This window comes from Streptomyces sp. NPDC001852, assembly GCF_042891825.1.
In the GTDB taxonomy this organism is placed as follows: Bacteria; Actinomycetota; Actinomycetes; order Streptomycetales; family Streptomycetaceae; genus Streptomyces.
This window is the reverse complement of sequence record NZ_JBIATN010000013.1, coordinates 38,567-57,059: the sequence shown is the minus strand read 5'-3', so window position 1 is coordinate 57,059 and position 18,493 is coordinate 38,567. Positions and strand designations below refer to the sequence as shown.

Here is an 18,493-nt window from a genome sequence, read left to right as displayed (position 1 = left end):
ACGCCGGAGCAGGGCCCCGGATCAGGTCGAACCCGTACACCACGTTCCTGGACGCAGCCGCCTTCCAGCAGCCGCCACACGACTGACACGCGTTCCCTCAGCGTCCGCCACGGCCAACTACAAGGCTTGGTCTTCTGACGAGTGACCGCTGGACGAGCCCGGTTCCCGGCGGTGTGCCGAGGCTTCCGCGACCTGCTTCAGCGCCGATGCCGTGGCAGAGTCGCCGACCTTGGCGGGTTGCTCGTGCGGGTGGCTCTCGTGGTGAAAGTGGGAGGGAGCGAGCCTGTCGCCGGCACCGTAGTGCCGCGACAAGGTGTCGGTGGAGTCCGTGAGGGCAAGGTCGGCGTCGGCCGCAGCGGGCCGGCTACCGCCCTGCATGTCGTTCTCGGCGTTTCCGGCCCTGCCGGCCTGGGCCGCCTCCCCCGGCGTGCCTCCTCGGTGGCCCGGCTGGGTCAGCCACGCCACGGCCGCGCCGGCGAGAGCCACGGGCCATTCCACCACCCCGGCGACGCCGAGCACTCCGGCTCCGGTGTAGACCGCCATCCGCCGACCGCGCGGAGAGATCGCTCCGATCCACTCCAGCGCGCTGTCGCCGACCTTGCTCACCTGCTCGGCTCCGGGCAGGCGGCGCAGCCCGGAGCCGACCGCCCGGAACGGCTGCGGAAGATCCGACGAATCTGTCCTGACCTGGCTCATGTCCTGCTCCCTCCGCGCGTCCTCAAGGGTGTCCGAGTCCTGAGTTTCCCGATGTCACACCGCATATGCCTTCGTGCGGGCGTTATCCGGTTCCGGGGCCCTGGTGCGTCCGGTCCCTGGTGGCGCGTTCGCAGGCGGGCTGGGGGAACTCGGGGCGGGTGGACCGGGGAGGTGGTTCGGTGGCTGGTAAGAGCCTGGACTTGGACGAGGTGCTGCGGGCCGCGGAAGACGCCGCGCCGGTGGAGTCAGTGGATGTGGTCGCCCGGAGCCTGGAGAAACGGTTCTCGGCGACAGAGGTGTCGTTCCTGTTCGTCGACCTGATCGGGCAGGAAGCCGTACGCCTGCCCAGAGCCGGTACGGCGGCGCGGGCGCGCGGCGTGGCGGAGAGAGTCGAGCTGGCGGGCAGCGTCTATGACCGGGTCCTGCGCAGCCAGCGCCCGCACCAGGAGGACGACGGGGAGGGCGGGTGCCGGATGGTGGTGCCGGTGACGAACCGGGGCGACTGCATCGGTGTACTGGACCTGGTCGTGCCGCGCGCGGACGAAACGGTCTGCGACGCGGTCGCGCACGCAGCGCACGCGCTCGCATACATCGTGGTCACCGACCGCCGCTTCACGGATCTCTACCACTGGGGCCGGCGCACCACTGCTGTGAGTCTTGCCGCGGAGATCCAGCACCAGCTGCTGCCCTCGGCCTGCTGCTGCGAGGCGGCCCAGTTCACCCTGGCCTGCGGTCTGGTCCCGGCCGACGACATCGGCGGTGACACCTACGACTACGCCCTCAACCAGGACAGGCTGTATCTGTCGATCACTGACGCGATGGGGCATGACACCGCTTCCGCCATGCTGGCCACGCTCACGGTCAATGCCCTGCGCCGAGCCCGCCGCGCCGCTGAAGGTGTCCTCGGCCAGGCGCATGCCGCCCACGAGGCGATCACCGAACACGCCCGCGGCATGACCACCGGCCAGCTGCTCTGCGTCACCCTGGGGACGGGCGAATGTGAGCTGGTCAATGCCGGTCACCCCTGGCCGCTGCGGGCGCGCGGGGCACGGCTGGAGGAGCTTGCCGTCAAGGTCGACCTGCCATTCGGGGTTCCCGCTCCGGTCACCTACGAGGTGCAGCGGTTCGACCTCGAGCCGGGCGACCGCCTGGTGCTGATCACCGACGGCATGACGGAGCGCTGCTCGGCCGGTGTCGACCTGCCCGCCCGCATCCATGACACCCGCGCCGAACACCCCCGCACAGTGGTCCGCGCTCTGACCGGTGCGGTCCACGACGCGTGCGGCGGCTCTATGCCGGACGACGCCACCATCATGGTCCTGGACTGGCACGGCGGCTCCGGCCGACGCCACAGCGACGCCGGCGCCGACAGCTGACACGCCTCGACCTGCACGGATCTGCTGGGTCGGCAACGCTCCCCTGGGTGCGGGCCGGGCTCAGGCACCCCCTGTTCAGCGGCCGTGCCGGGGAAGCCGCCTCACCGTGGTCAGGACAGACTGCCCTTTTCGCACACCTGGCGGGCGACCTCGCGGAGCTTGACGTTGTTCTCCTGGGAGTATCGGCGCAAGACGTCGAACGCCTGGTCCTGGGTGAGATGGTGGCTGCCCATGAGGATGCCCATGGCCTCCCCGATGACATGTCGGGTAGCGACGGCCTGTTCCATCTGGGCGTGGGTGCGAGCGCTGGAGAAGGCGACCGCGGCATGGGAGGCCAGCAGCCAGCCAGCCGTCTCACTGGCCTCGGTGAACGCCCCGGGCCGACGGGAGTAGAGGTTCAGTGCACCGAGATCCTCGTCCTCGGTGAACAGCAGGAAGCCCATCATGCTGCCGAGTCCCAGCTCCCGGGCAGGGGGCGCGTAGGAGGGCCAGCGCTGATGCTCGGCGGCGAAGTCGGCGATGCGGAACACCCGCTCTCTTAAGCGTGTGCGGGCCGCGTCGAAACACGGGCCTTCCTGCAGGCGCTCCTGCAGCTGGTCGCTGTCGACGACGAGCCGGTCCGTCGGGGCGAGAGACTCCACGCGCTTGCCGTGCAGAATCAGAACACCGGCGGCGTCGCAGCCCTCGACCAGCTCGGTGGCGGACCCGGTGATCCGCTCCAGCGTTTCATCCACCGAATCCTGGGCCAGCAGATCACGCGCCATGGTCGCCACCTGCTGTGCGAACACACGCCAGTCCATGTCATCCCCTGTCGCCACCCTTGGCAGAGTGACACCTACCCGCTTTCCCCGCGGAAACGACCCCCGAGGACCACGGTCCACGTGCGAGCGGCGAGTGGCCCTGCATGACCGGCACACCGGCGGTGTGTACGAGCTGACCGCCCTGGGGGTGATCACGCCGCGCCGGCAGGCGGAGGCCATCGTCTTCACGCCGGGCTCGCCAGTGCGGTTTCACGACCTCACCAGCGACGAGGCCGAGGCCGCCGTTCCCCAAAGCATGCCGGTGGAACCCGTCGAGGGAGCCCGGCGCAGTCGGCAGCAACGCGGGCACCGCGGATCGGCAGCCCACACCTGCCGGCACTCGACCGGATTTCCGCCGCCGCAGACAGCCACTCCATGCACCGCCTGGTCATCCTGTGCACGGGTCTCACCCTAAGTCGGGCCACCGTGCGGCCCCGATGCCGCAGCAGGACCAGACTCAGCGCTCAGTACCTGACCAGGGCAGATGACGAGGGGTGACGGGGGATGACGCGTTCACGCATGTCTTGTCATCCTCCGTCACCGACCTTCCGGCGTACGACCCACTGCTCACTGCGGAACCGTCCGAGCCCGCGTGGAACGAGGCGTCCCTTCGGTGGTTGGTCGCGCCCGAGCCGGGCATCCCTCGCCCTCGATCCGAGGGAATGCGAGTCGGTCTCGGCGACGTGACAGCCGTGAAGACCACGGCGAGCTCACCGTTCTCGACCTGCTGGCGGCCGGGACCCGTCCCATCATCGGCGGTTTGCAGATCGGCTATCTGCCCGCGCTGTTTATTCGCCTTCGACTTGCGCGTTCAGAACCTCACCTTCCCAAGCTGAGAGCGCGAGTTCGATTCTCGTCACCCGCTCCAGACAGAAACGCCAGGTCAGCCGTCTGGTCCGGCCAAAGGGAGGAATTGGCAGCCGTGTCCGCCCGGCCCCGGCTGGTTGCGGCCCGGACTGTCTAGGCTGGCACCGCTACGGAAGGGCGGTGCCATGGATGCCGAGTTTCGGACGAGGGCCGCGATCGAGGAGCACTGGCGGGCCTCGGAACGCGGGGACACCGAAGCCGAGCACGCCATCTACGCCACGGACGCGATCCTGGACTACCCGCAGTCAGGGGAGCGGTTCCGGGGCCGCGCGACGATCTCCGCGCAACGTGGCGGCCACCCGGCTGACCGACACTTCACCGTCCAGCGGATCACCGGCCATGCGAATCTGTGGGTGAGCGAATGCCTCATCACCTACGACGGTGTGCCTTCGTACTCGGTGAGCATCATGGAATTCGCTGACCAGCACGTGGTGCACGAGACGCAGTACTTCGCCGACCCCTTCGGCGCGCCGGCCTGGCGGGTCGCGCTCGCGGAGGGGATGCCTGGCCGGACCATCGCCGGAGCCTGATTCGTGGCCGCCTCGAGTCAACCGGGTGACCGGCCTGTCGCTTTGCTGAAGTCCCAAGAAGTCCTCTTGGGATGATTTCAAGCGCCTCCAGCAGTGAGCACACATGCCAAGGCGAGGAAGGCTTCATGCATGTCGTCGTGGATCTCCCAGCGGATCCGCCCGCGGCGAAACCAGTGCAGGTGGGCGAACGCGCCTCCACGCCCCGCCGACCAGATGACCGACATGGGCTTCATGCCCCAGGTCACCGCCCTGCTCGACCAAGTGCGTCCTGAGGGCCGGCGGATGTTGTTCTCGGCCACCCTGGACCGCAACGTCCACCTGCTGGTCGCGGCTACCTGACCGACCCGGTGGTGCACTCCGTCGACCCGTCGGCCGGTGCCGTCGCCACGATGGAGCACCACGTACTCCACGTGCACGACGCGGACAAGCACCGCACGACCACCGAGACTGCGGCCCGGGACGGCCGGGTCATCATGTTCCTGGACACTAAGCACGCCGTGGACCGGCTGACCAAGCACCTGCTGAGCAGCGGTGTCCGCGCCGCGGCCCTGCACGGTGGCCGGTCCCAGCCGCAGCGCACCCGGCCCCTGGCGCAGTTCAAGGACGGTCACGTCACCGTCCTGGTGGCTGCCAACGTCGCGGCCCGCGGCATCCACGTCGACAGCCTCGCCCCGGTCGTCAACGTGGATCCGCGCAGCGACCACATGGACTATCTGCACCGTGGCGGTCGTACGGCCCGCGCCGGGGAGTCCGGCAGCGTCGTCGCCCTGGTGACCCCCGGCCAACGCCGCGGCATGACCCGGCTGATGGCCTCAGCCGGCATCAGCCCGCGCATCACCACCGTCCGCTCGAGCGAGGAGGAGCTGAGCCGCATCACAGGCGCCCAAGCGCCCTCCGGGGTCGCTGTGGTCATCACCGTGCCTGTCGTGGAACGCACCCGTCGCACGTCTTCGCCGTCCCAAGACCGCCAGGGCCGCACCGGCCAGGGCCGACCCGTCGGCGCCAGGGTGCGCCGACGGGCACAGCGGCGGCCCGGCAACGACTCGGCTGCTTAGGCCGGCGCAGTCCCCGGAGCCCCGTTGGCCTCCCGGAAGCCGCCGTGGTCCCCCGGGGCCGAAGGCCGCCAAGCCGACCAGCCCTTACCGAAGGAGACACCCTTGATGCCAGCACGGATGCAGTACCGCAGGCCGGACCCTACCCTCGTGTCCGTGGTGAACGACCGCGAAGGGCACGGGCCTCGGGTATGTGACGACATGACCGTCGAGGTGGCTCTGGCCGTCATGGCGAGTGCCCGGGCCGAGTACCTGACCGTGTGCGACGAGGACGACCAGAGCACAGCTCTGATCACCCTGGTCCGGCTCGCCGTTCTCCGCGACAGTTCCACGTACACGGACCGGATCCGTCTGCGGGACGTCCTCGACGTACCCCTGCCCTCACCCGGCCGCCGCTCGGGCGGCATCGGTGAGTACGGCCGCGGTCCGGGCGTACCCGCCCTCGCGTGCTAATCCGTCTCGCCCCGGGCGGCCCGTTCTCCTTCTCCCCGCGACTTCTCCCCTGTGAGGCACCATGCGCTGTGTCATCGCCCGGTACCCGTTCGACCTCACCAGGACCGGGGTTCTGGCCTCGTTGAAGGGCGTCAGGCCAGAGCTCGTCACGGGAGCGTCCATGACCATCGGCCGCCGCCGCTACCCCGTCAAGCAGGTGGGCCAGGTCATCACGCGACAGGACCCGCGTGACTTCACCGCCGGCGAGGTCGTGCGGGCCATGACGCGTCTCGGCTTCACCTGCCACGACCGCCCCGGGGGCGCGCCCGTGGGCGAGGGTGGACCCACTCTCCTCCAAACCGCGTCCGCATGCGGCACCGGCCCCGTGGCCGTGTGAGGACGGGCGGGAGACCGCCCTCAGGATTCCGGTGGGGGCCCTGCCGACGCGCGTCGGCAGGGCCCCCGCCGCTGTGTCGCCGTCCGCTCGGAAAGCGCCGGCCGGGCACCGGGGTGGAGGCAGCGTCTCACCGGTCGAAGTGGATGAAATCTCCTACGGTCCATGCGCTGACGTCCTTGATCGCGACTCGGTACATGCCGCCCGTCTCCGGGATGCCGAGGCTGCCCTGCAGGATCCGGGCGAGATGAAAGTGCAGATGCGTGGGCGCCTCGCCGCGATCGGGCCGGTTCCCTCGCGGACCGCGCGCAAAGACGTCCGAGAACGGGCCGAGACGGTCCGAGTCCTTCAGGACCTCCGCCACCCGCTCCCTCCACACGGCCTCCGGGGCCAACCGGCCGGTGATGACGGCGCCGCCGACGACCACGGTCAGCGACATCTGATTGCTTCGCTCCGACTCCACCGCGGCGGAGATGGCGACGAGCAGCTCATCAGGGTTCGACATGACAGCACAGCTTATTCGGCCCACCTGTATCAGGAACCGCCCGTGGGGCTGAAGCAGTTGCGCGCTCGGCAGGAGGCGGCTTCCGCCAACCGGTGAGGCCCGATCGCAGCAGACTTCTTTCTCCGCCAGGAGGGTGAAACCTACTTTCACATGAGTAGATTTTCGTTCCTGACGTGGGTACGCTTCTTCTCGTAGACACGGTCGACGAGACCCGCCAGACACGAACTGGCGGGTGGCTGAATACGAAGTACGCAGGTCAGTGCGGCTCTCGAGCCTCGAAGCCAGAGTGTTCCCAGAACGGTGACGGGACTGAGAGCCGCACTGGGCGGCTCGGACGTCGAGGAGCTGCCAACAGCAGTACCGGTTCACTCAACGGTTGGTTCAGAAAGGAACGGAGAAGCAGACGCCATCAGGATCGCCCGGCCCGAGAAGCACTCGGCCGGGTACCGCAAGACCCCGGAATGGATGATGACCCCCGGTCAAGCAGCTGCGATCCCCCCGCACCCCCGCTGCCGGGCCGGGTAGCGGAAACAGAAGGTCGGCACAGCAGTAGGGCCGACAGATGGCGTTCAATTTCCTTCGGGGCCCTGGTGCCGTACGCACCAGGGCCCCTCGACGCGTTGCACAACGAGGTGACATGACATCGGACAACCCCCTGAATGATCGTCTGGACGACGACTACCCTGCGTACACGATGGGCCGGGCAGCCGAGATGCTCGGCGCCCCCCGGCCTTCCTCCGGGCCCTCGGTGAGGCTCGTCTGATCACTCCGCTCCGCTCGCAGGGAGGACACCGCCGGTACTCCCGCTACCAACTGCGGATCGCCGCGCGTCCGGGAGCTCGTCGACAAGGGGACTCCGATCGAGGCCGCGTGCCGCATCGTCATCCTCGAGGACCAGCTCGAGGAAGCCCAGCGCATCAACGCCGAGTACCGTCGTGCCGCCAGCGAATCGGCGGGCCGTGCCGGCTCCGACTCCGCCTGAACACCCGAGCGCGTGCCGTATCCGGAACGCCGTCTTGCGGCCGAAGCAGAGCACGGCTCGGATAGTCGCCGGTCCGCTGCTGCCGAACCGACGCCGCCCTCGCCTCCGGGAGGCGCGCACCCCGCCGGAAAGGCTGTGCACTCGCCAAGGGTCCCCGGGCATGTCGACGGAGACGGCGGCTCCAAGGGCAGAGCCCGTTCGCGCAAGCGCCTCGGTCGGCGTCCTTCAGCGCCGTGCCCACAGCGTGCCCATAAGAGCGGACAACCAGGGGTCACCAGCGGCGCCAACCGGCCCGTGCAACGGCGCAGGCGTCTCCCATCCCCCGCAGGTCAGCCGCCATGCGACCTTCCAAGCGCCGTGGCTTCCCAAGCTGAGAGCGCGAGTTCGATTCTCGTCACCCACTCCAGAGAGAAACCCCGGGTCAGCGGCCTGGGGTTTGTCGTTGTCTACGCCAATTTGGGCGCGGCATGCCCTCCGTGTGCCCTAAGCGGAGTCTGCGCGGGCGAGCGCGGTGTCCAGGATGGCCTGCGTGTCGGGCCGAGGCTGGGTCTCCGCACCCAGGCTCTCCCCCTTCGCGACCGTGCGTAGGGCCACACCGAGATGTGCGGCGAAGGCGCGCGTGCTCATGCGCAGCGCGGCCCACAGGGCGCTCGCTTCCCGGCCGGTCCATTGCTGCACGCTGACCACGGATGACCTCCCTCCGTCATGTATCGAAGCACTCTCTGTGACGACGTGGGGCGGAAAGTACAACGGAAGTGCAACGGCAGGTCATTTCAAGGCCGTTCGCGTCAGTCGACGCTGTGGGCATGGACGAGGAACTCATCACGGAACGCCGCTCCGTCGCCTTGCCCCAGGTCTTCGGTTACGTGCGCCACGCCACCGGCGGCCTCGCCCGCCACGCCGCGCTGATCGGCTGCCTCACTGAGAGGGCGGAATGAAAGGTGATGTCCGTTCTGTCGTCGCCTGAACGTGTGGCCTTGCCGCCTCCGCCGGGTCGCGGGGCTGGCGCCGTGCTGAGCTGGCTGCGTGAGCGACCGCAAGTCCTACAAGAGCGACTTATCCGACGAACGCTGGGCGCTGGTCGAGCCGGTGATCACCGCATGGAAGGCCCAGCACCCCTCCGTCAGCGGACATGAGGGCCGCTACGCGATGCGGGAGATCGTCAACGCGCTGCTCTACCAGTCCCGGACCGGCTGCCAGTGGGAGTACCTTCCGCACGACCTGCCGCCTGCTGGGGCGATGAAGTACTACTTCTACACCTGGCGTGACGATGGCATTGACCAGGTCATTCACGACCTTCTGCGCTGGCAGGTCCGCGAGAAGAGGGGCCGATTAGCCGACCCCAGCCTGTTGGTGCTCGACACCCAGAGCCTGCACGCGGCGGCCGGGGTGCCGGCCGAGACGACGGGACGCGATGCGGCGAAGAAGGTGCCGGGACGTAAGCGGGGGCTTGCCGTGGACGTGCTGGGTCTGGTGATCGCCGTGGTGGTGCTGGCCGCCTCCGTCCACGACAACGCCTTCGGCACCGCTCTGCTCGACAAGGTCGCAGCCGGTAGCGGCGGCACCGTGACGAAGGCTCTGGTGGATCAGGGGTTCAAGAAGACCGTCGTGGACCACGGTCAGCGGGTGGGCATCGACGTCGAAATCGTCGAGCGCAACCCGGCCGAGACCGGTTCGTCCCGCAGCCGATCCGCTGGCGGGTGGAGCAGACGAACGGGACCTTGATGCTGCACCGGCGGCTGGTACGCGACTACGAGCACCGACCTGCCTCGGCCGAGTCCCGGGTCTACTGGGCGATAAGCGACGTGATGGCACGTCGGCTGACCGGCAGTGCGACCTCCTGGCGCGGCGCATGACCAGCGGGGAGCTGACCCTGGGGGCGGTGCTGGTACGTCTGGAGGAGCGCGAGCGGGAGATCGCCGAGCAGGCCGAAGAGACCCGTGAGCAGATCACGCGGCTCACCGCCGTGCTGGACGAACTCGGCCGGGCCGCCGAGGAAGTGCGGATCACCCGCAAGACGCTGCTGGAACTGCCCGACCCCGGCCCGCCCGCGCCGTCGGCGTCCGCCCCGGAGCTGCCGGACGGGGCGGCCTACCAGGAGATCATGGCGGTGTTCGCCCAGGCAGACGGTCCGCTACGGGCACGGGGCGTGTGCGAGGCGATGGACCTGGACCCGGCTCCGAACAACATCAACAACGTCCGTTTGAAGCTCAAGCGCCTGACCGGGCGCCACATCCTGACCGAGCCAGAACCGGGGCTGTTCACCCTGCCATGTCCGTAGTCGTCAGGCGAGGGCCGAGCGGATCGGCCGCAGATCACGGCGCATTCGGGCCTGGTCCGCGATGACATACGCGTCCCGGGCGTCGGTCTTGCCCTCGCCGCGGTAACCGTCGGCGGCCCGGTTCACCAGGTGGCCAGGCAGGTAGAGGAGCTCCTGGCCGTGGTTGCGCAGGAGGGCGAGCAGCAACGCCGGTTCGCCCGCCGGTCATGTCGATCGCCCAGGTCACCAGGCTTCCGTCCGCCAGGGCCAAGACAGCGCCGATGAACGTGAGCAGCTCGGGCTCGTCGTTGGCCACACGCCGCGACAGCAACATGCTGCCCTCGGCGTCCAGGTCGAGGCCGTGGAAGCGCACTCGGACCGTCGGCCGTTCTTTGCCTAGACCACCGACCGCCCTGTGGGCCGACAGCGTTCGGGTCGCATGCGCGTCGCGACGTCCGCCAAGGACATGCCGGCCCCGTCTCCGAGGAGCACGCCGGCCTCGCTGTTCCGCCGGTCATCGTCCCTTTCGCCGACCGGTCGGTCAGCGCGGCGCTGACGTAGGGCGTGGCTCAGGACCCAGCGGAGACGTGACGTGTTCGTTGCCGCCGACTTGCTTTACAGTCCCGCAATATTGGATTAACTTCCAACGTTAGAAGTACTTCCAAATATCCCGCGAGCCCAACGATGCGAGCCGTGTTACGGAGGTCCGATGACCGACCGATTGAATGTGACGTTTCCTTCAGGGCCGGACGAGTGTCACGCCTGGCTGTACCTGCCCGAGGGCGGGGGTCGGCGTCCCGTGGTGGTCATGGCACACGGTCTCGGTGGGGTCCGCGAGATGCGGCTGGACGCCTATGCCGAGCGTTTCACCGCCGCGGGATACGCCTGCCTGGTCTTCGACTACCGACACTTCGGCGCCAGCGGGAGCCAGCCCCGCCAGCTCCTGAGCATCCGCCGACAGCTTCAGGACTGGCAGGCGGCTGTGGCCTTCGCCCGCTCCCGGCAGGAGACCGATCCCCGGCGCGTGGTGCTGTGGGGCACCTCTTTCGGCGGCGGCCATGTCCTGGCGACAGCCGCCCAGGACCCGGCCGTCGCCGCCGTCATCGCCCAGGGCCTGTTCACCGACGGTGTCGCCTCTGCCCTGGCGATGCGCCCGGACACCTCGGTGAAGGTGATGGCCCGCGCGGTCCGTGACGTGGTCGGCGCCCGCCTTGGGCGCCCTCCCGTCATGGTCGCGACGGCGGGGCCGCCCGGATCCGCCGCGTTGATGACGGCTGCGGACGCCGAGCCCGGCTACCTGGCCCTCGTGCCCAACGACGCGCCCTTCTCTAACCAGGTTGCGGCGCGGTTCGCCCTGGACATCCTCCGCTACCGGCCGGGCCGCCGGACCGCGAAGATCGCATGCCCGGTGCTGTTCTGCGTATGCGAGAACGACAGCGTGGCCCCCGCACGGCCGACCCTGCGCCATGCCCGCAGGGCCCCGCGCGGCGAGATCCGCCTCTACCCCGACGGCCACTTCGACATCTACCTCGGCGAGCCCTTCGAACGCGTTGTCACGGACCAGCTCGCCTTCCTGGCGCGGCACGTCCCCATCGGGTCCTCACCCGGTGAAGCCCCGGGACCCACGACACCCTGAAAGAGGTCCGAGATGCCCACCTACCCGATTTCGGGGAAGACCGTCTTCATCACCGGCGCAGCCGGAGGCATCGGTGCGGCCACCGCCCGCACGCTGCACTCGCGCGGAGCCAACGTGGTCCTCGCCGACCGGGGCATCGACGCCACATCGGCCCTCGCCCGCGAACTCGGCGGCGACAGGACACTGGCGCTGTCGGTGGATGTCACCGACAGCGCCGCACTGGCCGACGCGGTGGACCGTACGGTCGACCGGTTCGGCGGCCTGGATGTCGTCTTCGCCAACGCGGGGATCGCGGCCGATCCGCCTGCGACGATCGCTACCGTCGACCCGGCCATGTTCGAGCGCGTCGTCGAAGTGGACTTGCTGGGCGTCTGGCGCACCGTTCGCGCCGCACTGCCGCACGTCATCGCGGCGCGCGGGCACGTCCTGGTCACCGCTTCGGTGTACGCCTACTTCAACGGCATGACCAACGCCCCCTACGCCATGTCGAAGGCCGGCGTCGAGCAGTTCGGCCGCGCCCTGCGCGCCGAACTCGGCATCCACGGCGCCAGCGCCGGGGTGCTCTACCCCGGCTGGGTCCACACGCCCATCGCTGGAGCAGCCTTCGGAAGCAACGACATCACCACCCGCATGCGCGAGATCGCCTTCCCGTCCCTGCTCGGCAAGGCCATCGCCCCCACGCGCGTCGCGGACGCCGTCGTCCGCGGCATCGAGAACCGCTCGGCCCGTGTCATGGTCCCCCGCAGGTGGGCACCGTTTTCCGCCCTGCGCGGCGTCCTTAACCCCGTCACCGATCTCATCGCCGAACGCCACCCCGAACTGCGCCGACTCCTGCGCCGACTCGAGGAATCCGTCGGCCCCACAGGCAAGTCCCCGCAGACCGACTCACCGAGGTAGGCCGTCATGACCCGTTACGACCTGGCCGGGCGCACCGTCGTCCTCACTGGCTCCACCGGCGGCCTGGGCGCCGCCCTCGCCCGGGCTCTGCGCGGGCGCGGTGCCAACCTCGCGCTGCTCGACCTCAGCCTCGCGGCCACCACGGCCCAAGCCCAGGACCTGGGAGACGAAACGGTCGCCCGTGGCTGGCACGCCGACGTACGCGACCTCGCCGGCCTGCAGCAAGCCATGGACGAGGCCGCCACGCACTTCGGGCGCCTCGACATCGTCATCGCAGGCGCCGGGATCGACACCATGGCCCCGATGGCGACCATCGACCCGTCGGCCTACGAACGTGTCATCGACGTCAATCTCAACGGGGTCTGGCGCACCTTCCGTGCCGCACTCCCCCACGTGCAACGCCACGAGGGCTACCTGCTCGCCGTCTCGTCCATGGCCGCCTTCGTGCACTCGCCGCTCCAGATCTCCTACACCGCGAGCAAGGCCGGCGTGTGGGCGCTGTGCGACAGCCTTCGCCTGGAGGTTCGCCACCTGGGTGTCGGTGTCGGCAGCGCCCACCCCACGTTCTTCCGCACTCCGATGATGGACGACGTGACCGCGGACCCGGCCGGCCACGCCCTCTGGGGCGGCAACTCCAAGGGGTTGTGGAAGATGGTGCCGCTGGAGAAGGTCATCGCCGGTATCGTCCGCGGCATCGAGCGCCGTGCGGACCGCGTCGTCGTCTCCAGGTCCCTCACCCTGACCGCGAACGCTCCCGGTCTGTTCCGGCCGATACTCGAACGTGTCGGTTTCCGCTCTCAGACGGTCCAGCGCGCCCTCGGCCTCGCCTCGGCGTCGGGCTGGCACGACCCGGCGGTGCATGAGCGCCACCAGGCCGGTTCCCGCTGAATTCCGGGCAGAAGGAAGCGGCCCAGGGGGTCCGGCCGTTCGAGCACCTCGTAAAGTAGCGAAGACCATGACAATCAAGGTCACACGCACGACACGTCGGGCCGCCGCAACCCGTGCGGCCATCGTCGACGCCGCCGAGGAGCTGCTGGCCTCCGGAGGCCCCGACGCGGTCACCTTGGAAGGCATCGCCGAGCGCGCGGATGTCGCCGTGCAGACGGTGTACAACCGAGTGGGCGGCCGCGCGGCCGTTCTCATCGCCGTTGCCGAGCGGGCACTCGAGGACAACCGGACCTACATGGACGACGCCTACGCTGCCCCGGGCACCCCCGTGGAACGCATCAGGGCCGCCTCGGCCGCGTACGTCCGCTTCGCCGCCGAGCGCCCGCACCAGTTCCGCCTGCTGGCCGAGCCGCCGCACGAACCCGCGGCCCTGGAACGGGTCGCCGCGCTCGTCGACGAGCAGAACGCCAAACTCGCCGCCGCCCTGGCCGACGGGGTGGCCGACGGCTCGCTCGCCGCCGACCTCGATCCCGTCACCACCGCCACCGCGTTGTGGGCGGCCATGAACGGCGTTCTCGGCCTCTCCTGGCGCGCGGACCGACTCCGCGCTGACGCCTCCCAATTGACGGAACTCGTCACAGCTGTGGAAAGGGTGGTTCTCCGCGGACTGCTCGCCCGCTGAAGTCCGCCCGGGGCCGACCTGTGCCCGGAGCCGGTGAATGCGCACCGCCGAGGTTGAGGATCACGACCCCCGCGATCACCAGGGCGACCCCGGTCACCTTGGCCAGTGTCAACGGTTCGTTTAGGAACAATGCGCCGACGAGCACGATGAGGGTGGTGCCCAGACTCGACCAGACGCGTAGACGATGCCCACCTGCAGACCACAGGCGATTGCGGGCACGGGGCGTGTGCGAGGCGATGGACCTGGGCGCCTGACCGGGCGCCACATCCTGACCGAGCCAGAGCCGGGGCTGTTCACCTGCCACGTCCGAAGTCGTCAGGCGAAGGCTACTTCATCCACAACGACGAAACGGACATCAGCTCACATCCCGCCCTCTGAGTACTGTCGGGAGCACGAGTTGGCGCTGTGCGGCGTCTTCACGGACCGGGAGCCGACGGTGGTCCGCTCGGCCGCCTTCGTCGGACTCCTGGACGCGCTGGAGCTGCCAGACATTTATGGCACCGTTGTGCCTGCCTTCAGTCACCTCGGCCCAAAGCGCATGGCCGCCGATCGGGTGCGGCAGATAGCGCCCACAGGCACCCGTCTGATCGTGGTCCGCTCCACCAGGCCGTTGTCTGCCCCCGCGTCATCACAGGGAGCGGCCACCGGCCGCCTGTGCCAAGGGGTACGTGATGTCCGTTCGTGATGCCCTGCGAAGTGCGCCCATGGTCGCCCACGTGGCTGGGCTGCGCCTGCCCCGAGTCGGCGAGGGCTGGGACATCGTACGAACCCCTGCGGACATCGGCTTCCTGGCCCTGGCCCACCTGCGGACCACCGGTGCGGCGGTCGGTCCGGTGCTCTACGACGGCCCCAACGAACGCGTCTACTACGCCGTGGGAACTGGCACTGCCGAAACCTGGGCCAACCTACCGGTACGGCATCTCTCCACCCACGCATGGCTCGTCGCACTCGGCCTGGAGCTGATCGACGATTGGTTCGGCGGCTGGGGGCGGCAGGCTGCGCCGTCGAGCTCGCCGCGAGATCGGCCGCCGCCGCCCGGACGATCGTTGATATCGGTGCGGCTGTCGTCGTGTGGGGAACCGCGTGCCTGGTCCGCCGCAGGACGAGCGGGCCGGCGGACCGACCGGAGTCGCAGCGATCGGCCGCAGCGTCGTGAGTGATTTGCCCGAGGGCGGCCACCAGGGCCGCGCTGGGCAGCGCATCCCTGGCGATTCCTTGGCGATTCCTTCTTCTCAGACGTTGACCCCGAAGTCGGCCGCGATCCCGCGCAGGCCCGAGGCGTAGCCCTGGCCGACCGCCCGGAACTTCCATTCACCGCCGTACCGGTACAGCTCGCCGAAGACCATCGCGGTTTCGGTGGAGGCGTCCTCGGACAGGTCGTAGCGGGCGATCTCCTGGCCGCCTGCCTGGTTGACCACCCGGATGTAGGCGTTGCCCACCTGGCCGAAGCTCTGCCCGCGTGCGTCCGCCTCATGGATGGAGACCGGGAAGACGATCCTGTCCACGTCGACGGGTACGGCGGCGAGGTTGACCTTGATCACCTCGTCGTCACCCTCACCCTCACCGGTGAGGTTGTCGCCAGTGTGTTCGACCGAGCCGTCGGGGCTGCGGAGGTTGTTGTAGAAGATGAAGTGCTGGTCGGAGGCCACCTTGCCGGACGCGTTCAGCAGCAGCGCAGAGGCGTCCAGGTCGTAGTCCACGCCCGTGGTGGTACGGACGTCCCACCCCAGACCGATCTCCACCGCGGTGAGGCCCGGCGCTTCCTTGCTCAGCGACACGTTGCCGCCCTTGGCCAGGGAAATACCCACGACTCGTCCTCTCAGTTCTGAACTGTCCTTACGGTCACCAGATGCAACGAAGGGTGCCCTGCCATAGTTCCTATGGTTGCGCAACGCCTAAAGTATTTCCGGCGTAGGTGCCGCATGGGGCGGGCCGGGCGAGGCGAAGGCGAAGGCGAGGGTATCGGATGTTCCCCAACATCAGCGCCTTGGATCTCCTGACGCTGGGGGTCCTGGTCGTACTGCTCTTCGGCCCGGACAAGCTGCCGGAGATCATCCAGAACGTGGTCGGGTTCCTGCGCAAGGTGCGGGAGTTCTCCGACAGCGCCAAACAGGAGGTCCGCTCTGAACTGGGGCCGCAGTTCAAGGACTTCGAGTTCGAGGATCTGCACCCCAAGACGTTCATCCGCAAACATGTTCTCGATGGCGAGGGCCTCGGGATCGACGAGATCCGTGGCGCGCTGGACCCGAGGGCGGAGCTGTCGGAAGTCGCCGACGCGGTGCGCGGTGCGGCGAGGGCCGAAGAGAACACGGCGCCGACGACCGGGGGACGGACGCCCTTGTCGAAGGAGGCAGCGACCGGACCGGACACGTACACGGCGTTCGATCCCGACGCCACCTGAGCGGCGACTGCGACGCGGCCGTTCCGTCCAGCGGCACGTATGCCGGGGCCGTGTGCACCTATGGCCGCGGCTTCTGGGTGCAGAGCGAGCCGCTGTGGGCGACGGCCTCGTCGCGATCAGCACCTGACGAGCCGACGACGAGGGGCTCAGCGCACTCGGCGCCTGTCGGCGGCCGGACGCGCTGCGCTGGAATCGTTGGGAACAGCCCGCAGGACGCGGTCGACGGGCTTGGTCGAGGGCGGCGTCGTACCCTCGGTTGAAGCGGTGGTGGACCGCGCCGCCCCCTCATCCTCCGGGGCCTTGGCCTCGGGCTTGAGGATGCGCATCGACCTGCCCAGCCCTCGGGTCGTGTCGGGCAGCTTCTTGGAACCGAGCACCAGGATGATGACGATGGCCACGATCAGCAGCTGCCAGGGCTCCAGCCCGTTACCAAGCATCCGACCCCCATCTCTTCGCCGAACGGCTCCTTCTCCGGGCGGCGGCGCGGACCGGGCAGGGCGGCATACCCTCCGTCATAATTGCCACGTTGCGCAACTGTACAACCATTGGCTAGGGCCAGTCGTCCCCTTTGTATGAAGCGGACGGATGGGGGCGCCCGGATGACCACGACCAGGGATGGCAGGACAGCGCGGGGCCGCAAGCGCGGCCCGTGGCGAATAATGCTGCTCATCGCGCTGGTCGTCGTGGTGATCGGCGCGGTGGGCCTGGGCTGGATCTACCTGAAGCTGAACAGCGGCATCCACATTTTCGACGCGGGCGGCCTGTCCAGGCACCGCCCCGCGGCCGGCCCGTCCAGCAGCGAGAACGTACTGGTGATCGGAACAGATGCGCGCAACGACGGCAACAGCTCACTCGGCGGCGGCGACACGAACGATATCGGCCGTTCCGATACCGCGATCCTGCTGCACATCTACGCCGACCACCAGCACGCCCTCGCCGTCTCCATCCCGCGCGATACCATGGTGACCATCCCGCCGTGCAGACTGCCGGACGGCTCCTGGACGAAGACGCAGACCGACGCCATGTTCAACGCGGCGTTCTCCGTTGGGCAGACAGACAAGGGCAATCCGGCCTGCACCCAGAACACCGTCGAACAGCTCACCGGCCTGCGCGTCGACCACACCGTGGTCGTGGACTTCAAGGGCTTCGCCGCACTGACCAGCGCGGTCGGCGGGGTGCAGGTCTGCCTGCCGCAGGACGTCTACGAGAAGGACCTCGACCCCAACCGCGCAACGCGGGGCAGCCTGCTGTTCAAGAAGGGCGAGCAGAAGGTCTCCGGACAGCAGGCTCTGGACTACGTCCGTATACGGCACGGTCTCGGTGACGGTTCCGACATAGGGCGGATCAAACGGCAGCAAGCCTTCCTCTCCAGCCTCATCAAGAAGGTCAAGAGCGACGGGATCACCCCCACCAACCTGCTGCCGCTGGCCGACGCCGCCACGAAGTCACTCACGGTCGACCCCGGACTGGGCACGGCGAACAAACTCCTCTCCTTCGCCATGTCGCTGAGGGACATCGACCTGCACAACACGAAGTTCGTCACCCTCCCCTGGCGGTACGCTGGCGAGCGTGTCGCCGTCGTCGAGCCGGATGCCTCCAATCTGTGGGCGGCGCTCAAGGCGGACCGCACCATCGACGGCAAGGACGCCGGTGGAAGGAAGCAGGCCCAGGACCACGCATCCGCATCGCCCAGGCCCACCGGGAGCGTGTCGGGCACTGGTATCAGCGTCGCCGTCTACAACGGCACCACCATCGGCAGCCTCACGTCCAAGGCTGTCTCGTCGCTCACGGAGCACGGTTTCACTGTCACCGGCACCGCGACGTCGGGCAGCAAGGAGGACTCCACCACCGTCATCGAGTACGGCGCCTATCTGAAGCCACAAGCCGAGTCGGTGGCCCGGCTCTTTCCCGGCGCCCGGCTCGATTTCATCGGCGGATCGGGCATCAACGTCGTCCTGGGCAGCTCATACGCCGCAGCGGGTTCTTCCGCCTCGGCGACCCCGGCCGCCGTACCCAGCTCGGTGACGGCTGACGCCCGCTCGGCGGACGACGACCTGTGCTCCAACCTGTCCTACGGTTCGGGTTGTTGATGAGG

The 18,493-nt window shown here is 68.9% G+C and carries 18 protein-coding genes and 5 pseudogenes; 16 read left to right on the top strand and 7 right to left on the bottom strand.

Annotation, left to right across the window (positions count from 1 at the left end; genetic code table 11):
- Positions 1 to 117: 117 nt before the first annotated feature.
- A complete protein-coding gene (locus ACFYZB_RS23035) occupies positions 118 to 696 on the bottom strand; it encodes a hypothetical protein (RefSeq protein ID WP_388761577.1) in 579 nt (192 codons plus the stop codon).
- 179 nt (positions 697 to 875) lie between these two features.
- Between ACFYZB_RS23035 and ACFYZB_RS23030 the strand changes: the two genes are divergently transcribed.
- On the top strand, positions 876 to 2,072 hold the full coding sequence (locus tag ACFYZB_RS23030) for a PP2C family protein-serine/threonine phosphatase (protein WP_388761574.1): 1,197 nt from the start codon (positions 876 to 878) through the stop codon (positions 2,070 to 2,072).
- Positions 2,073 to 2,182: 110 nt separating this feature from the next.
- Here the strand turns inward: ACFYZB_RS23030 and ACFYZB_RS23025 are convergent, their stop codons facing one another.
- Complete coding sequence (locus ACFYZB_RS23025) at positions 2,183 to 2,872, bottom strand: GAF and ANTAR domain-containing protein (protein ID WP_388761571.1); 690 nt, start codon at positions 2,870 to 2,872, stop codon at positions 2,183 to 2,185.
- A gap of 992 nt (positions 2,873 to 3,864) precedes the next feature.
- Between ACFYZB_RS23025 and ACFYZB_RS23020 the strand changes: the two genes are divergently transcribed.
- The 4 genes and pseudogenes from ACFYZB_RS23020 to ACFYZB_RS23005 all read left to right on the top strand — a co-directional run bounded on the left by ACFYZB_RS23020 (position 3,865) and on the right by ACFYZB_RS23005 (position 6,150).
- A complete protein-coding gene (locus ACFYZB_RS23020) occupies positions 3,865 to 4,269 on the top strand; it encodes a nuclear transport factor 2 family protein (RefSeq protein ID WP_351216176.1) in 405 nt (134 codons plus the stop codon).
- A 204-nt stretch (positions 4,270 to 4,473) separates the two neighbouring features.
- A pseudogene (locus ACFYZB_RS23015) lies at positions 4,474 to 5,324 on the top strand (helicase-related protein); the annotation flags it as partial.
- Positions 5,325 to 5,522: 198 nt separating this feature from the next.
- Positions 5,523 to 5,774 (top strand): CBS domain-containing protein, encoded by a 252-nt coding sequence (locus tag ACFYZB_RS23010; RefSeq protein ID WP_388761568.1) that lies wholly within the window; start codon positions 5,523 to 5,525, stop codon positions 5,772 to 5,774.
- A 61-nt stretch (positions 5,775 to 5,835) separates the two neighbouring features.
- Positions 5,836 to 6,150, top strand: coding sequence for an SCO5918 family protein (locus tag ACFYZB_RS23005; RefSeq protein ID WP_351216175.1), 315 nt, complete (start codon positions 5,836 to 5,838; stop codon positions 6,148 to 6,150).
- A gap of 127 nt (positions 6,151 to 6,277) precedes the next feature.
- Here the strand turns inward: ACFYZB_RS23005 and ACFYZB_RS23000 are convergent, their stop codons facing one another.
- Complete coding sequence (locus ACFYZB_RS23000) at positions 6,278 to 6,652, bottom strand: hypothetical protein (protein WP_351218385.1); 375 nt, start codon at positions 6,650 to 6,652, stop codon at positions 6,278 to 6,280.
- A gap of 637 nt (positions 6,653 to 7,289) precedes the next feature.
- Between ACFYZB_RS23000 and ACFYZB_RS22995 the strand changes: the two are divergent.
- Positions 7,290 to 7,634, top strand: a pseudogene (locus ACFYZB_RS22995) (MerR family transcriptional regulator).
- A 486-nt stretch (positions 7,635 to 8,120) separates the two neighbouring features.
- On the opposite strand, the pseudogene ACFYZB_RS22990 reads toward ACFYZB_RS22995, so the two are convergent.
- Positions 8,121 to 8,321, bottom strand: a pseudogene (locus ACFYZB_RS22990) (hypothetical protein); the annotation flags it as partial.
- A 119-nt stretch (positions 8,322 to 8,440) separates the two neighbouring features.
- Between ACFYZB_RS22990 and ACFYZB_RS22985 the strand changes: the two are divergent.
- The 3 genes and pseudogenes from ACFYZB_RS22985 (at position 8,441) to ACFYZB_RS22975 (ending at position 9,915) form a co-directional block, all read left to right on the top strand.
- The gene (locus tag ACFYZB_RS22985) at positions 8,441 to 8,572 is read left to right on the top strand and encodes a hypothetical protein (RefSeq protein WP_388761565.1); all 132 of its coding nucleotides are present in this window, start codon (positions 8,441 to 8,443) and stop codon (positions 8,570 to 8,572) included.
- Between the two features lie 88 nt (positions 8,573 to 8,660).
- A pseudogene (locus tag ACFYZB_RS22980) lies at positions 8,661 to 9,490 on the top strand (IS5 family transposase).
- Positions 9,487 to 9,915, top strand: coding sequence for a hypothetical protein (locus tag ACFYZB_RS22975; protein WP_388761563.1), 429 nt, complete (start codon positions 9,487 to 9,489; stop codon positions 9,913 to 9,915). Before ACFYZB_RS22980 ends, ACFYZB_RS22975 begins: the two are co-directional and overlap by 4 nt.
- Before the next feature lie 15 nt (positions 9,916 to 9,930).
- On the opposite strand, the pseudogene ACFYZB_RS22970 reads toward ACFYZB_RS22975, so the two are convergent.
- Positions 9,931 to 10,267, bottom strand: a pseudogene (locus ACFYZB_RS22970) (transposase); the annotation flags it as partial.
- Between the two features lie 336 nt (positions 10,268 to 10,603).
- Between ACFYZB_RS22970 and ACFYZB_RS22965 the strand changes: the two are divergent.
- The 5 genes from ACFYZB_RS22965 to ACFYZB_RS22945 all read left to right on the top strand — a co-directional run bounded on the left by ACFYZB_RS22965 (position 10,604) and on the right by ACFYZB_RS22945 (position 15,157).
- Entirely contained in the window at positions 10,604 to 11,530 is a 927-nt protein-coding gene (locus ACFYZB_RS22965; RefSeq protein ID WP_351218377.1) for an alpha/beta fold hydrolase, read from the top strand.
- A gap of 12 nt (positions 11,531 to 11,542) precedes the next feature.
- Positions 11,543 to 12,427, top strand: a complete 885-nt coding sequence (locus tag ACFYZB_RS22960) for a short-chain dehydrogenase/reductase (RefSeq protein ID WP_388761560.1) — start codon at positions 11,543 to 11,545, stop codon at positions 12,425 to 12,427.
- 6 nt (positions 12,428 to 12,433) lie between these two features.
- Positions 12,434 to 13,315, top strand: a complete 882-nt coding sequence (locus ACFYZB_RS22955) for an SDR family NAD(P)-dependent oxidoreductase (protein ID WP_351218373.1) — start codon at positions 12,434 to 12,436, stop codon at positions 13,313 to 13,315.
- A 67-nt stretch (positions 13,316 to 13,382) separates the two neighbouring features.
- Positions 13,383 to 13,997 (top strand): TetR/AcrR family transcriptional regulator, encoded by a 615-nt coding sequence (locus tag ACFYZB_RS22950; RefSeq protein WP_351218371.1) that lies wholly within the window; start codon positions 13,383 to 13,385, stop codon positions 13,995 to 13,997.
- A gap of 671 nt (positions 13,998 to 14,668) precedes the next feature.
- Positions 14,669 to 15,157 carry a hypothetical protein gene (locus ACFYZB_RS22945; protein WP_388761557.1) on the top strand — a complete coding sequence of 163 codons (489 nt, stop codon included), beginning with the start codon at positions 14,669 to 14,671 and terminating at the stop codon, positions 15,155 to 15,157.
- A gap of 72 nt (positions 15,158 to 15,229) precedes the next feature.
- On the opposite strand, the gene ACFYZB_RS22940 is transcribed toward ACFYZB_RS22945, so the two are convergent.
- A complete protein-coding gene (locus ACFYZB_RS22940) occupies positions 15,230 to 15,805 on the bottom strand; it encodes a TerD family protein (protein WP_351218367.1) in 576 nt (191 codons plus the stop codon).
- 158 nt (positions 15,806 to 15,963) lie between these two features.
- Between ACFYZB_RS22940 and ACFYZB_RS22935 the strand changes: the two genes are divergently transcribed.
- Positions 15,964 to 16,398: a sec-independent translocase gene (locus ACFYZB_RS22935; protein ID WP_388761554.1), complete on the top strand. Its 435-nt coding sequence runs from the start codon at positions 15,964 to 15,966 to the stop codon at positions 16,396 to 16,398.
- A 146-nt stretch (positions 16,399 to 16,544) separates the two neighbouring features.
- On the opposite strand, the gene tatA is transcribed toward ACFYZB_RS22935, so the two are convergent.
- Positions 16,545 to 16,835: a Sec-independent protein translocase subunit TatA gene (gene tatA, locus ACFYZB_RS22930; protein WP_388761551.1), complete on the bottom strand. Its 291-nt coding sequence runs from the start codon at positions 16,833 to 16,835 to the stop codon at positions 16,545 to 16,547.
- A gap of 162 nt (positions 16,836 to 16,997) precedes the next feature.
- On the opposite strand from tatA, the gene ACFYZB_RS22925 reads away from it, so the two are divergent.
- Entirely contained in the window at positions 16,998 to 18,488 is a 1,491-nt protein-coding gene (locus tag ACFYZB_RS22925; RefSeq protein WP_388761548.1) for an LCP family protein, read from the top strand.
- Positions 18,489 to 18,493 lie beyond the last annotated feature (5 nt).

Excerpts from the sequence above, each read along its gene's own strand:
- ACFYZB_RS23035 (WP_388761577.1), bottom strand. The coding sequence starts at position 696 with ATGAGCCAGGTCAGGACAGATTCGTCGGATCTTCCGCAGCCGTTCCGG.
- ACFYZB_RS23025 (WP_388761571.1), bottom strand. The coding sequence starts at position 2,872 with ATGGACTGGCGTGTGTTCGCACAGCAGGTGGCGACCATGGCGCGTGAT.
- ACFYZB_RS23020 (WP_351216176.1), top strand. The coding sequence starts at position 3,865 with ATGGATGCCGAGTTTCGGACGAGGGCCGCGATCGAGGAGCACTGGCGG.
- ACFYZB_RS23010 (WP_388761568.1), top strand. The coding sequence starts at position 5,523 with ATGACCGTCGAGGTGGCTCTGGCCGTCATGGCGAGTGCCCGGGCCGAG.
- ACFYZB_RS23005 (WP_351216175.1), top strand. The coding sequence starts at position 5,836 with ATGCGCTGTGTCATCGCCCGGTACCCGTTCGACCTCACCAGGACCGGG.
- ACFYZB_RS23000 (WP_351218385.1), bottom strand. The coding sequence starts at position 6,652 with ATGTCGAACCCTGATGAGCTGCTCGTCGCCATCTCCGCCGCGGTGGAG.
- ACFYZB_RS22985 (WP_388761565.1), top strand. The coding sequence starts at position 8,441 with ATGGACGAGGAACTCATCACGGAACGCCGCTCCGTCGCCTTGCCCCAG.
- ACFYZB_RS22975 (WP_388761563.1), top strand. The coding sequence starts at position 9,487 with ATGACCAGCGGGGAGCTGACCCTGGGGGCGGTGCTGGTACGTCTGGAG.
- ACFYZB_RS22965 (WP_351218377.1), top strand. The coding sequence starts at position 10,604 with ATGACCGACCGATTGAATGTGACGTTTCCTTCAGGGCCGGACGAGTGT.
- ACFYZB_RS22960 (WP_388761560.1), top strand. The coding sequence starts at position 11,543 with ATGCCCACCTACCCGATTTCGGGGAAGACCGTCTTCATCACCGGCGCA.
- ACFYZB_RS22955 (WP_351218373.1), top strand. The coding sequence starts at position 12,434 with ATGACCCGTTACGACCTGGCCGGGCGCACCGTCGTCCTCACTGGCTCC.
- ACFYZB_RS22950 (WP_351218371.1), top strand. The coding sequence starts at position 13,383 with ATGACAATCAAGGTCACACGCACGACACGTCGGGCCGCCGCAACCCGT.
- ACFYZB_RS22945 (WP_388761557.1), top strand. The coding sequence starts at position 14,669 with ATGTCCGTTCGTGATGCCCTGCGAAGTGCGCCCATGGTCGCCCACGTG.
- ACFYZB_RS22935 (WP_388761554.1), top strand. The coding sequence starts at position 15,964 with ATGTTCCCCAACATCAGCGCCTTGGATCTCCTGACGCTGGGGGTCCTG.
- tatA (WP_388761551.1), bottom strand. The coding sequence starts at position 16,835 with ATGCTTGGTAACGGGCTGGAGCCCTGGCAGCTGCTGATCGTGGCCATC.
- ACFYZB_RS22925 (WP_388761548.1), top strand. The coding sequence starts at position 16,998 with ATGACCACGACCAGGGATGGCAGGACAGCGCGGGGCCGCAAGCGCGGC.